This is a genomic window from Blattabacterium sp. (Cryptocercus punctulatus) str. Cpu (genome assembly GCF_000236405.1).
GTDB classification, from domain to species: Bacteria; Bacteroidota; Bacteroidia; order Flavobacteriales; family Blattabacteriaceae; genus Blattabacterium; species Blattabacterium punctulatus.
This window is the reverse complement of sequence record NC_016621.1, coordinates 388,931-401,567: the sequence shown is the minus strand read 5'-3', so window position 1 is coordinate 401,567 and position 12,637 is coordinate 388,931. Positions and strand designations below refer to the sequence as shown.

The following is a 12,637-nucleotide window of genomic DNA, read 5'->3' as shown; positions in this document are numbered from 1 at the left end:
GATGATTTTCATGATGATGATATTCAAAAAAATATTTTATAAAATACAAATTTATAATAGATTTTTTTTAATAATCATTCAATATTATTGAAAAAAGTAATTTTTTGGATTATCATAAAAATTGAATAATTTATCAATCAATAAAAAAAAATATTTAATATTTAATAAAATGAATTTCAATAATTTAAAATACAGCAAAAATCATGAATGGATAGGATTATATGGTTTTAATGATAATAATAATGAAAATATATATGCAGTAGGAATTACTCATTTTGCTCAAAAAGAGTTAGGAGATATTGTTTATTTAGATATAGAGAAAACTATTATAGGAACAAAAATCAAAGAAGGAAATATCTTTGGAACAATAGAAGCAGTTAAAACTGTTTCCGATTTATTTATGCCAGTTTCAGGAAAAATACTAGAATTCAATAAAATTTTACTATCTAATCCAGAATATTTAAATAAAGATTCTTATAATGAGGGTTGGATACTTAAAATTAAAATATTGAATAAAAAAGAATATGATATCCTGATGTCATTTAAAGAATATAAAAAATATATAGGAGAAAAATAAAAAAGTAAAATTCTAAAATTACAAAGAGATAATAATCTATAAAGATGAAACAAAATGAAAATTTTAAATTTCTTGATGATGAAAAAATTGCCGAAAAAATAATTGATTTTAAAGATAAAAATATCACTTCCGTTCGTTTTTTTATTCCATCTATTCATTGCAGTTCATGTATCATGATTTTGGAAAATTTATCTAATATTCATAAAAATATAATTGAATCCACTGTTGATTTTCCAAGTAAAATAATTAGAATAATATTCAATCATTCTGGATTAAAATTAAGCTATTTAGCAATTATTCTTGAAAAAACAGGTTATAAACCTTCTATTAATTTTGAATTTTTAGAAAAAAAAAATAAGAAAAAAATATTTGATAGAAAATTAATAGGAAAATTAGCTATTTCTTTTTTTTGTTTTGGAAACATTATGCTTTTATCTATTCCAGAATATGTAGGATCTCATGAAGATATATGGTATTTAGAAAATCGTAATTTCTTTCGTTATTTAATGTTAATTCTTTCGTTACCTATTGTATTATTTTCTTTCACAGATCATATAAAATATGCTATTTTAGGATTTAAAAAACATATTATTAATATGGATATTCCTATTTCTATTGGAATATTAGTTCTTTTTTCATGGAGTTGTTATGAAGTATTTTTTGATTTAGGATCTGGATATTTTGATAGTTTATCTGGATTTTCCTTTTTTTTACTTATTAGTAAAATATTCCAAATTCATACTCATAATAAAATATTTTCTTTTGAAAAAAGTTATAAATCCTTTTATCCTATTTCAATATCAAAAATTAAAAAAAATAATCAAGAAGAAAATATTTTACTTTTTTCCTTAAAAAAAGGAGATCATATTATAATTAGAAATGAAGAAGTTATTCCTGTAGATTCTATATTAATAAAAGGATCTGCATTATTAGATAATAGTTTTCTTACAGGAGAATCTTATTTAATAAGAAAAAAAATAGGAGAACGAATTTATGCTGGATCTAAACAAAAGGGGGAAGCTATTTATTTAAAAGTAATCAAAAATGTAGATCAAAGCTATCTAAGTTTATTATGGAATAATAAAAAATTTCGTAAAAATAAAAAAAATTTTCATTTAAATTCAATAACTAATCAATTTAGTCAATATTTTACTCCTATTGTTTTAATCATTTCTATAATAACTGGAATATATTGGTATTTTATTAATGTATCAAAAATTTTTCAAACTGTTTTTTCCGTATTAATTATTACTTGTCCTTGTGCAGTAGTACTTGCCACTCCATTTATACTTGGAAATTTCATACGAATATTTTCTAAAAAAGGATTTTATGTAAAAGATATTTCAACTATGGAACGAATTTCCAATATAAGTACTTTAATTTTTGATAAAACAGGAACTATTACAGATCAAAATAAAGAAAAAATTTCTTTTATTGGTCCATATCTTAAATGTAAAGAAAAAAAAATGATTTCCTCTTTATTAAGAAATTCAATTCATCCATTAAGTAAAAAAATTTTTTCAGAATTATCTATCAATCAATTTTATCCTATAAAAAATTTTCGAGAAATAATAGGTTATGGTATAGAAGGAATTATAAATAAAGTTCCAGTTAAAATTGGATCTTCTAAATATATAGGTATTACAATAAATAATTCTAAAGGAACTTCAGTTGCTATTTCTATAAATAAAAAATTCATAGGTTATTTTTTATTTAGAAATTATTATAGAAAAGGAATAGAACAAATATTCCAAAATCTAAAAAAAAAATATAAAATAATTATTCTTTCTGGTGATAATAATAAATTAGAAAAAGAATATTTAGAATCAATTTTACCAAAATCTAGTAAAATTATTTTTAATCAAAGTCCAGAAAAAAAACTAGATTATGTAAAAAAAATACAAAAAAATGGAGAAAAAGTAATGATGATTGGAGATGGTATTAATGATTCTTCTGCATTAAATCAAAGTGAAGTCGGCATTTCAATATCAGAAACTCCAAGTAGTTTTTTTCCTAATTGTGATGCTTTTATTCAATCTAATTATTTGAATAAAATTTTTTTATTTCTAAAAATATCCAGGATATCAATCAAATTGATTATTGTAAATTTTATGATTAGTTTATTTTACAATTGTATAGGAATTATATTTGCTATAACCGGTTTTTTAACTCCTTTTATTGCAGCAATTTTAATGCCTTTAAGTTCTTTATCCGTAATTATTTTTTCTCTATTATCTACTTGGATAGTTTCACGAAGATTTTTATCTTAGATAAATAAAAAATTATTTTTTTATGGATGTATTAATTATAATGATATTATCTAGTATTTTTTTAGGAGCAATTTTTCTTATAATTTTTTTAATCAGTCTTTATTATGGTCAATTTGATAATTATGAATCTCATAAAATTAGAATTTTAATAGATAATCATAAAAAAAAATAATAATTCTATATTTTTATGAAAATAGAAACATACTACTACAATAATCGTATTGTAAAAGCCTTTCTATATGCTACAATATTTTGGGCAATTATTGGATTTTTTGCTGGATTAGTTATTTCTCTCTTATTATTTTATCCTGAATTGCCTGATTTTATATTAGGAAGTAAACTGAAAAATTCCCAAGGAATATTTGGATTTGGGCGTTGGAGAATGTTACATACTAGTACAGTAGTATTTGCTTTTGTTGGAAATATTATTTTCACAGGATCTTACTATTCTTTACAACGATTATTAAAAACTAGAATATTTAGTGATTATCTTAGTTGGATTCACTTTTGGGGATGGCAAATTTTTATCATTTCTACTTGGATTACTTTTTTGTTAGGAATAAATACTAGTAAGGAATATTCGGAACATGAATGGCCTATAGATATAGGAATTTTTTTTATTTGGATGATTTATGGAATTAATATGATAGGAAGCATTTTAAAAAGGAAAATTAAACATTTATATGTCAGTATTTGGTTTTTTTTAGGAACCTGGGTTGCCGTAGCTATGTTACACATTTTTAATAATCTTGAATTACCTATTGATCTTTTTACTTTTAAAAGTTATTCTATATATGCTGGAGTTCAAGATGCTTTAATGCAATGGTGGTATGGACATAATGCAGTAGCATTTATTTTAACTACGCCTATACTTGGATTAATGTATTATTTTGTTCCAAAAGCATCTAATCAACCCATTTTTTCTTATAAACTTTCCATTATTCATTTTTGGTCTTTAATATTTATATATATATGGGCGGGACCACATCATCTTATGTATACATCTCTTCCTAATTGGGCTCAAATTTTAGGTACTATTTTTTCTATTATGTTAATTGCTCCTTCTTGGGGAGGTATGTTAAATGGATTATTGACCTTAAGAGGAGATTGGAATAAAGTAAAAAAGGATCCTATTTTAAAATTTTTTACAGTAGGAATTGTTTGTTATGGAATGGCAACTTTTGAAGGACCTATGTTAGCTACTAAAACACTAAATTCAATTGCTCATTTTACAGATTGGGTAATTGCTCATGTTCACTTAGGAACTTTAGGTTGGAATGGATTCATGGCTTTTGGAATAATCTATTGGTTAACAAAAAAATTATGGAATACTAAATTATATTCTACATTATTAGCAAATATTCACTTTTGGTTTGGAATATTTGGGATAATATTTTATATTTTTCCACTTTATTTCGGATCTTTATTACAATCTGAAATGTGGAAAAAATTTAATCCTGATGGGACTCTAGTATACAAAAATTTTTTGGATACAGTTTTATCTATTATTCCTTTTTATAAAATAAGATTTATTGGTGGAATTATTTATTTTTTAGGTTTTATTATAATGATATATAATATTTTTAAAACCATCCAAAAAGGATATTTTATTAATAATGAAGAATTTAAAGTAATTCCATTGCATGAAAATGAAATAGAAAAAAAGGAAAAATTTCATAATTGGTTAGAAAAAAAACCTATACAATTTGCTATTCTTTCTTTTATTGCTGTAGCTATTGGGGGATTAATAGAAATAATTCCTACTTTAGTGATAAAATCTAATGTTCCCACTATTGATAATGTAAAACCTTATAAGGCACTTGAATTAGAAGGTAGGGATTTATTTGTTAGAGAAGGATGTAATTCCTGTCATAGTGCACAAGTTCGTCCTTTTCGAGATGAAGTAGTCCGTTATGGAGAATATTCTAAAGCAGGAGAATTTATATATGACCATCCATTCCTTTGGGGTTCTAAAAGAACAGGTCCTGATTTAGCTAGAGAAGGGGGTAAAAATCCTAGTTCATGGCATTTTAACCATATGCATAATCCTCGTTCAACCTCTCCTAAATCCATTATGCCAAGATATCCTTGGTTAATTTATAATGAATTGGATAGATCTAATACAGAAAAAAAAATAAAAGCTATGGTAAAATTAGGTGTCCCATATACTTTGGAATATATTAAATATATATCTAAGGATATGGATACTCAAGCAAGTAAAATTGTATCTGATATTTATTTAGAATATCCAAGTTTAAAAAAAGAAATAAATAAACAGAGAAAAATAGAAAAAGAAAAATTTATTCCTTTGGAAAAAAGAGAAATAATAGCTCTAATTTCTTATTTACAACGTTTAGGTACGGATATTAAATCTTAATAAAAAAAAAATTGATGATAAATTTTTTGAAACAAAATTTTATAACAGAAAAATATATAGGAATATTTCAATCTATTATGTTAATTTTATTTTTTATCGCTTTTTTATTCATTTTATTTTTAGTTTTTATAAAATCTGGAAAATATTATAAAGAGGTAAGTATAATTCCTTTAGAAGGAAAAAAATAAAAATATTTATGAGATCAAAAATTCCTTCTTTTATTATTATTCCTTTTTTTTTATCCATTATAATATTCATTTTTTATATTTTTTTAGGAATAGATCATCGTTCGTATATATTTGATCCAATAACTATATTTTTTTTTATTATTATAACAATATTGTTGTTTATTTTAGATACTATTAATAATTTAATCTATCGAAGAAAATTAAAATTTCTTAAAGAAGAAGAAAGACGGAAAATTTTTGAAGAAAATGAAGGAAATTATTTTTATAGACTCTATAAATTTTTATTTAATAATTCCAAAAAAATGAATCAAGGGGTAAAAAAAATAGATCATGGATTTGATGGAATTATAGAATTAGACAATAAGTTACCAATGTGGTGGGTTCATCTTTTTTATACTACAATTATTTTTTCATCAATTTATTTTTTTTCTTATTTATTCATGGATTTTTCTAATCCTTATAAAGAGTATGAAATAGCTTATAAAAATCAGTTAAGAGAAATAGATATTTTTGAGAAAAAAACACCACAAATAACTATAGAAAATGCTTTTTTTAATCCAAAATTGATTGATAGTGGAAAAGATCTTTTTGAAGAAAATTGTTCTACTTGTCATCAATCTGATGGTAGTGGAAATATAGGTCCTAATTTAACAGATGATTATTGGATAAATATAATAGAAAAAGATTTATTTAAGAATATATTTTCCATTATTTGGTATGGAAGTAAAAATAATCCTACTATGCGTGCTTTTGGTCAATCAGGGGAAATTAAAGGAAATGATATTCATAAAATATCTAGTTATGTTTATTTTATAAATAAACAATCAAAAAAACCTATAAAATACAAAGCACCTCAAGGGAAAAAAAATATGGATTGGAATAAAATTTAATTGATTCAATTTTTATTTTTTTAGTACACATATACATTAATTATGAGAATAAAATTTAGTTGGGAAACAAGTATTATATTAGCTTTTTCCTTTTTTATCATTTTTATCATTTATATTGCGTTTTTCTTTCCTCATGTAGGTAGTCAACTTATATCCGATAGGTATTATGAAGAAGAACTAAAATATCAAGAAATTATAAATGAGAAAAAAAATGTATTAAAACTTCCTAATAAAATTAAAATATTCATCTTATCTTCTGGAATTAGAATTATCTTTCCAGAAATTTTAGATAATATTCATGGTTTTTTTACTTTATTAAGATTTTCATCTAAATATTTAGATGTGACTCGTTCTTTTAAAATTTTTAGATTTTCAAGTAAAACATTATTTATTCCTAAAAAAAATTTGAAAAAAGGATGTTATAAACTTATAATTAGATGGCAATCTGATAAAAAAAAATATTTTTTTGAGAAAAATTTATTTTGGTTATCCTGATATTTTTTTTATCTGTTTTCAAAACCATATCAATATTTAGTATAATGAGAAAAGACATAAATAATCTTCGTGAAGAATCTTTAAATTATCATAGTAAATTTCCTTCTGGAAAAATACAAATCTCTCCAACAAAAAAATATAATAGTCAAAAATATTTATCTCTAGCATATTCTCCAGGAGTAGCAGAGCCTTGTAAAGAAATAGCACGTTTTTCTAAGGAAGTATATAAATATACATCTAAAGGGAATCTAGTAGCTGTTATTACTAATGGGACTTCTGTTTTAGGTCTTGGAAATATTGGTGCATTGGCATCTAAACCTGTAATGGAAGGAAAAGCAATTTTATTTAAAATATTTTCTGGTATTGATGTATTTGATATTGAAATTGATGAATCTGATCCAGAAAAATTTATAAAGGTTGTAAAAGCGATTTCTCCAACTTTTGGAGGAATCAATTTAGAAGATATCAAATCCCCAGAAGCATTTGAAATAGAACGAAGACTTAAATCTGAATTAAATATCCCAGTAATGCATGATGACCAACATGGAACGGCTATTATTTCAGGAGCAGCTTTACTTAATTCTATCACTTATGTTGGAAAAAAAATACATAATATAAAAATGGTAATTAATGGAGCAGGATCTGCTGCTATTTCTTGTGCAAGAATTTATAAACATCTTGGGGTAAAATCTAAAAATATCCTGATGTTTGATAGTAAAGGGTTATTACATATTTCACGAAAAGATTTAAATAAAGAAAAAAAAGAATTTGCAGTAAATACTTCCTTTATTAAAAATTTAGAAGAAGCTATTAAAGATTCGGATGTTTTTATAGGTTTATCTATAGGTGGAATATTAACTCCAAATATGTTAAAAAATATGGCAAAGGATCCAATTGTATTTGCTATGGCAAATCCAGATCCTGAAATCGATTATAACTTAGCCATAAAAGTTCGACAAGATGTTATTATAGCTACAGGTAGAAGTGATTATCCTAATCAGGTAAATAATGTATTAGGATTCCCTTATATTTTTAGAGGAGCATTAGATGTTCATGCAAGTATTATCAATGATGAAATGAAATTAGCGGCTGTTCATGCTATTGCAGATTTAGCAAAAGAACCTGTTCCAGAACAAGTTAATATTGTTTATAATCAAAAAAATATTTCTTTTGGAAAAGAATATATTATTCCAAAACCTTTTGATAATCGGTTAATTACTCGTGTAGCACCTGCAGTAGCTAAAGCAGCAATGGATTCTGGAGTCGCAAAAAATCCTATTTTAGATTGGAAACAATATCAAGAAAAACTGCTAGATCGAATGGGATATGAAAATAAAATTCTCAGAATGATTAAAAATAGAGCACGTACAAATCCTAAAAAAATTGTTTTTTGTAATGGAGAAGAATATGAAATCCTTAAATCTATTCAAATTCTTAATGAAGATGGAATTGTTTCTATTCCCATTGTTTTAGGAAATAAAAATCGTATAAAACGTTTAATAGATACAAATAATTTAAATGTAAAATTACAAATTATAGATCCTGAAAAAGAAGATAATATCAAAAAAGTAGAAAATTATGCTCAAATACTTTGGAAAAGAAGGAATAGAAAAGGATTAACTTTATATGAAGCAAAAATACGAATGCGAACAAATGATCATTTTGGAGCAATGATGGTAGACCAAGGAGAAGCAGATGCTGTTATTACAGGGTATTCTAGAAATTTTTCATTAAGTTTACGAACTTTATTAGAGGTTATTGGAAGATCAGATACTATTCATAAAATAGCAGGAATGATGATTTTGTTAACTAAACGTGGTCCATTATTTTTAGCAGATACTTCCGTAATTCCAAATCCAACTAGTGAAGAATTAGCAAGAATTGCTCTTATGGCATCTTATGTAGTTAAAGGTTTTGATATTGAACCTCATATAGCAATGTTATCCTTTCAAAATTTTTCATCAAATTCAAAAATTTCTTCTAAAGTATCTCAAGCAGTAGCATTTTTACATAAAAAATATCCTGATTTAATAGTAGATGGAGAATTACAACCTGATTTTGCATTAAATGAATTTTTATTAGCTAGTAAATTTCCTTTTTCTAAACTTATGAAAAAAAAAGCAAATATTTTTATATTTCCAAATCTTGAATCCGGAAATATGACTTATAAGTTTATTAGAGGATTAGGAAATATGCCAATTATTGGACCTTTAATATTAGGAATGCGTAAACCAGCACATATCATGCAAATGCAATCAAGTATAGAAGAAATTGTCAATCTTGCAACTTTATGCGTAATAGATGCACAATTTAGAAAAAATTAAGAATATGTTTTTTAAATAAAATTTTTTCTCCAAAATGAATTCGAACTTGTTCTTTAAAAAATGGAGAAATTGAACTAGATGTATAAAAAATTGTATTATTCCGTTTTTTTGGATAAATGCATAATAAATTATTTTCAAATAATTTTTTTTGTATTTCCTGAACTACAATTTTTTGTATATCTATTAAACGAACTTTACCATGATAAAAATTATCTATTTTTTTTTTCAAAAATAAATAATGAGTACAAGCTAATAATAGCGTATCTATTGATTTTAGATTATTCAAATAATATTTTATGATAGAATTAATCTTTATTTTTTCCAATCCATTTTCAATTATTGTAGCTAATAAAGGTGTAGATATTTGGGAAATCTCTAAATGAGGAAAACATTTTTTAATTTTTTTATGATAAAAATTGGAATTTATGGTAGCAGGAGTGGCCATTATTCCTATTCTTTTAGAAGAAAGAAATATTTTATTTTTTACTATAGGATCTATAACATTAAATATTAATATTTTTTTATAAAAATTTTTTTTAATCAAATCTAAAGCATTAGAAGTTATAGAATTACAAGCTATTACTATGGCTTTACATTTTTTTTTATAAAGGAAAGAAACAATTTTTATAGAATTATTTCTAATAAAGTCTTTAGACTTATTTCCATAAGGCATATTTTTAGTATCTCCAAAATAAATAATACATTCATTAGGCATATAGGTTTTAATTTCTTTAGCTATAAGAATTCCTCCGATACCAGAATCAAATATTCCTATCGGAGAATAGGGGCTAATTCTCATTTTATTGATTTTGAAGAAAAAATTATACTTTTTCCAAAAAAAATAATAATTATATAAACCTATAAAAATAAATTACCATCATTATTTATGATTTATTTAGGATCAGTTATTGATTAATAATTTTTTTATTAATTTATTTTTTAATCTTGCTGCTTTATTCATATGTATGATATTTTTTTTAGATAATTTATCTATCATAGAAAAAACCTTAGAATACTCTTCCTTTTTTTTTTCGCCTTTTATTAATTTTTTAATAGTAGTTCTTGTACTTTTAAATACATATTTATTACGCAAACGTCTAGTATTATTTTGTCTAATTCTTTTTAATGCCGATGAGTGATTTGCCATAAGAATGATCCAGTATTTTTTGATAGCCCATAGGGGAATCGAACCCCTCTTTCCAGGATGAAAACCTGACGTCCTAACCAATAGACGAATGGGCCAGAATACAAATTTAATTTTTTTAAATTTAATACAAGTATTTTACTTACATTTGAGACTCTATTAATAATAATTTATTGTAATTTTTTTTGAATAATGGAAAAAAATAAAATTATTCCTATTATAAATTCTAAAATTTTTTTATTTTTTGTATTCTATTCTCAGTTTTTTTCTATTCCGTTATTATATGGAGATATGGTATATAAAAAAAAGTATGAAAAAAATTTTTTTCAGAAAAATAAAGATAATCCATATTATAATAAAAAAAACTATTTTCAAATTATTAAAAATAAATTTTTATTAAAAAATAAAATGGATTTTCTTATTGAAGAAGCTAAAAATTATAGGTATACTCCATATAGATATGGTGGAAATACTAAAGATGGAATAGATTGTTCAGCTTTCATAAAAAATATTTTTGCGTCTTATAAAATTTCATTACCACGTAGATCTTACAATCAAGCTAAAAAAGGATTTTTAGTTCATCAAAAATATATAGAAAAAGGAGATCTATTATTTTTTGCTACAGGAAAATCTAGAAAAAAAATTAATCATGTAGGAATGGTGATCCATGTAAATCATAATAATATCTTCTTTATTCACGCATCTACGTCAGGGGTGCTTATTTCTAGATTGTATCAAAAATATTGGAAAAATAAATTTATTACAGCAAGGAGAATTCTTTATCCTTCATAATAATTAATTAAAAAACCTAAATATTGTAAGTCCATCCAAAAATTTGGATATGATTTCTCTACAACTTTTGGTTCCTCTATTTGCAAAGAATAAAATAATCCAAATGAAGAAAAAGCCATAGCCATTCTGTGATCTTGATAAGTTTTTATTCTTATAGAAGAATCCATTTTTTTTGGAAAAAAATCTATTATTTCTAAACAAGAACTTGTAATTTTTATTTTTACACCCAATTTTAATAATTCATTTTTTAAAGCTTTCAAACGATCTGTTTCTTTAATTTTTAAAGTTTCTAACCCTTTTAAATAACACTTTATACCAAGAGAAGAACAAGTTACAACAATAGTTTGTGCAAGATCTGGAGTTTTATTTAAATCTAGATTAATGAATCTAGGTAGAGTAAAATTTAATTTTTTATTTAAAATTATTTTATTTTTTTCAAAAATAGTGTATACTCCAAAATATTTCTCATAGATGGAAGTAATTTCTCTATCTCCTTGTAAACTTTTATTTTGATAATAACTTAAAGTTAGATTACTTGTTTTTACAATACTAGCCATTGAATAATAATAAGAAGCTGAACTCCAATCTGATTCTATAGAAAAATATTTTTTACCTGTTTTTTTACCTGGATAAATATGAATGATTTTTTCTTTCCATGATATTTTTATTCCTGCTCTAGTTAATAAATCAAAAGTCATTTTTATATATGGAATTGATGTAATATCTTCTTTTAAATATATTTTTAATCCAATCTTAAATTTGCTAGCTATTAACATTAAAGAACTAATATACTGGCTACTAATTCTAGCATTAATATCTATTTTTCCTCCTATAATTTTCTTACCAATAATTTTTATTGGTGGATATCCAATTTTTTCTAAATAAATAATTTCCGATCCTAATTTTTTTAAAGCATCTACAAGAATAGATATAGGTCTTTCTTTCATTCTATTGGAACCTGTTAATATGAATTTTTTTCCTTCTTGTATAGATAAATAGGAAGTTAAAAAACGCATAGCAGTTCCTGCATGATGAATGTTTAATATGTTAGAAGTACTATATAAACTTTTTTCTAAAACTTTTGTATCCTCACAGTTAGAAATATTTTCAATATAAATATCATCTTTATAAATAGCTTTTAAAATTAAAAGACGGTTAGATATACTTTTAGATCCTGTTATAGATATAGAACCATATAAACTTTTCCACTTTTTGTTAATTTTAATATAAGAAGGCATATTTTTTATTTTAATTTTTCATTGTTATGATGTCTTTCACCATCTCTTATTTTTTTTTTTTTTAATTTTTTATGAAAAGATTCTTCTAAATCAATTCCAGTTTGATTAGCTAAACAAATTAATACAAACAAAACATCGGATAATTCTTCTCCAAGATTTTCTTTTTCTTTACAATCTTTTTTTAAGGATTGTTCTCCGTAATTTCTAGCAATAATTCTAGAAACTTCACCTACTTCTTCAGATAAAAGTATGGTATTAGTTAATATATTAAAATAACGTATTCCATAATTGATAATCCAATTATGAACTAGTTTTTGTATATTTTTAATTTCCAAATTTTTT

13 protein-coding genes and 1 tRNA gene are annotated in these 12,637 nt (G+C 23.6%); 9 read left to right on the top strand and 5 right to left on the bottom strand.

Features of this window, described 5'->3' with window-relative positions:
- The first annotated feature begins 169 nt into the window (after positions 1-169).
- Genes gcvH through BLBCPU_RS01930 form a run of 8 tightly spaced genes read left to right on the top strand, consistent with a single transcriptional unit; the run spans position 170 to position 9,121 of the window.
- Positions 170-577: a glycine cleavage system protein GcvH gene (gene gcvH, locus BLBCPU_RS01965; protein ID WP_014246325.1), complete on the top strand. Its 408-nt coding sequence runs from the start codon at positions 170-172 to the stop codon at positions 575-577.
- Between the two features lie 44 nt (positions 578-621).
- Positions 622-2,847, top strand: a complete 2,226-nt coding sequence (locus BLBCPU_RS01960) for a cation-translocating P-type ATPase (RefSeq protein WP_014246324.1) — start codon at positions 622-624, stop codon at positions 2,845-2,847.
- 22 nt (positions 2,848-2,869) lie between these two features.
- Complete coding sequence (gene ccoS, locus BLBCPU_RS01955) at positions 2,870-3,019, top strand: cbb3-type cytochrome oxidase assembly protein CcoS (protein ID WP_014246323.1); 150 nt, start codon at positions 2,870-2,872, stop codon at positions 3,017-3,019.
- A gap of 15 nt (positions 3,020-3,034) precedes the next feature.
- Positions 3,035-5,224: a cytochrome-c oxidase, cbb3-type subunit I gene (ccoN, locus tag BLBCPU_RS01950; protein ID WP_014246322.1), complete on the top strand. Its 2,190-nt coding sequence runs from the start codon at positions 3,035-3,037 to the stop codon at positions 5,222-5,224.
- A gap of 26 nt (positions 5,225-5,250) precedes the next feature.
- Positions 5,251-5,412 (top strand): cytochrome oxidase, encoded by a 162-nt coding sequence (locus BLBCPU_RS01945; protein WP_254044394.1) that lies wholly within the window; start codon positions 5,251-5,253, stop codon positions 5,410-5,412.
- Positions 5,413-5,420: 8 nt separating this feature from the next.
- Positions 5,421-6,302 carry a cbb3-type cytochrome c oxidase N-terminal domain-containing protein gene (locus BLBCPU_RS01940; RefSeq protein ID WP_014246320.1) on the top strand — a complete coding sequence of 294 codons (882 nt, stop codon included), beginning with the start codon at positions 5,421-5,423 and terminating at the stop codon, positions 6,300-6,302.
- Between the two features lie 42 nt (positions 6,303-6,344).
- On the top strand, positions 6,345-6,797 hold the full coding sequence (locus BLBCPU_RS01935) for a FixH family protein (protein WP_014246319.1): 453 nt from the start codon (positions 6,345-6,347) through the stop codon (positions 6,795-6,797).
- A 44-nt stretch (positions 6,798-6,841) separates the two neighbouring features.
- Positions 6,842-9,121 (top strand): NADP-dependent malic enzyme, encoded by a 2,280-nt coding sequence (locus BLBCPU_RS01930; protein WP_014246318.1) that lies wholly within the window; start codon positions 6,842-6,844, stop codon positions 9,119-9,121.
- Here the strand turns inward: BLBCPU_RS01930 and murI are convergent.
- From murI to BLBCPU_RS01915, 3 genes are all read right to left on the bottom strand, one after another.
- Entirely contained in the window at positions 9,108-9,920 is an 813-nt protein-coding gene (gene murI / locus BLBCPU_RS01925; protein ID WP_014246317.1) for a glutamate racemase, read from the bottom strand. The genes BLBCPU_RS01930 and murI overlap by 14 nt on opposite strands.
- Before the next feature lie 102 nt (positions 9,921-10,022).
- Positions 10,023-10,268 (bottom strand): 30S ribosomal protein S20, encoded by a 246-nt coding sequence (gene rpsT / locus BLBCPU_RS01920; protein ID WP_014246316.1) that lies wholly within the window; start codon positions 10,266-10,268, stop codon positions 10,023-10,025.
- A gap of 23 nt (positions 10,269-10,291) precedes the next feature.
- Positions 10,292-10,363, bottom strand: a tRNA-Glu gene (locus BLBCPU_RS01915).
- Positions 10,364-10,457: 94 nt separating this feature from the next.
- Between BLBCPU_RS01915 and BLBCPU_RS01910 the strand changes: the two genes are divergently transcribed.
- On the top strand, positions 10,458-11,057 hold the full coding sequence (locus BLBCPU_RS01910) for a C40 family peptidase (RefSeq protein ID WP_014246315.1): 600 nt from the start codon (positions 10,458-10,460) through the stop codon (positions 11,055-11,057).
- On the opposite strand, the gene BLBCPU_RS01905 is transcribed toward BLBCPU_RS01910, so the two are convergent.
- Positions 11,045-12,295, bottom strand: coding sequence for a 3-phosphoshikimate 1-carboxyvinyltransferase (locus BLBCPU_RS01905; RefSeq protein ID WP_014246314.1), 1,251 nt, complete (start codon positions 12,293-12,295; stop codon positions 11,045-11,047). The genes BLBCPU_RS01910 and BLBCPU_RS01905 overlap by 13 nt on opposite strands.
- Positions 12,296-12,300: 5 nt before the next feature.
- Positions 12,301-12,630 carry a nucleotide pyrophosphohydrolase gene (locus BLBCPU_RS01900; protein ID WP_014246313.1) on the bottom strand — a complete coding sequence of 110 codons (330 nt, stop codon included), beginning with the start codon at positions 12,628-12,630 and terminating at the stop codon, positions 12,301-12,303.
- Between the last annotated feature and the right edge of the window lie 7 nt (positions 12,631-12,637).

What these genes read in the sequence shown, in the direction of transcription:
- gcvH (WP_014246325.1), top strand. Translation starts at nt 170, where the DNA reads ATGAATTTCAATAATTTAAAATACAGCAAAAATCATGAATGGATAGGA.
- BLBCPU_RS01960 (WP_014246324.1), top strand. Translation starts at nt 622, where the DNA reads ATGAAACAAAATGAAAATTTTAAATTTCTTGATGATGAAAAAATTGCC.
- ccoS (WP_014246323.1), top strand. Translation starts at nt 2,870, where the DNA reads ATGGATGTATTAATTATAATGATATTATCTAGTATTTTTTTAGGAGCA.
- ccoN (WP_014246322.1), top strand. Translation starts at nt 3,035, where the DNA reads ATGAAAATAGAAACATACTACTACAATAATCGTATTGTAAAAGCCTTT.
- BLBCPU_RS01940 (WP_014246320.1), top strand. Translation starts at nt 5,421, where the DNA reads ATGAGATCAAAAATTCCTTCTTTTATTATTATTCCTTTTTTTTTATCC.
- BLBCPU_RS01935 (WP_014246319.1), top strand. Translation starts at nt 6,345, where the DNA reads ATGAGAATAAAATTTAGTTGGGAAACAAGTATTATATTAGCTTTTTCC.
- BLBCPU_RS01930 (WP_014246318.1), top strand. Translation starts at nt 6,842, where the DNA reads ATGAGAAAAGACATAAATAATCTTCGTGAAGAATCTTTAAATTATCAT.
- murI (WP_014246317.1), bottom strand. Translation starts at nt 9,920, where the DNA reads ATGAGAATTAGCCCCTATTCTCCGATAGGAATATTTGATTCTGGTATC.
- rpsT (WP_014246316.1), bottom strand. Translation starts at nt 10,268, where the DNA reads ATGGCAAATCACTCATCGGCATTAAAAAGAATTAGACAAAATAATACT.
- BLBCPU_RS01910 (WP_014246315.1), top strand. Translation starts at nt 10,458, where the DNA reads ATGGAAAAAAATAAAATTATTCCTATTATAAATTCTAAAATTTTTTTA.
- BLBCPU_RS01905 (WP_014246314.1), bottom strand. Translation starts at nt 12,295, where the DNA reads ATGCCTTCTTATATTAAAATTAACAAAAAGTGGAAAAGTTTATATGGT.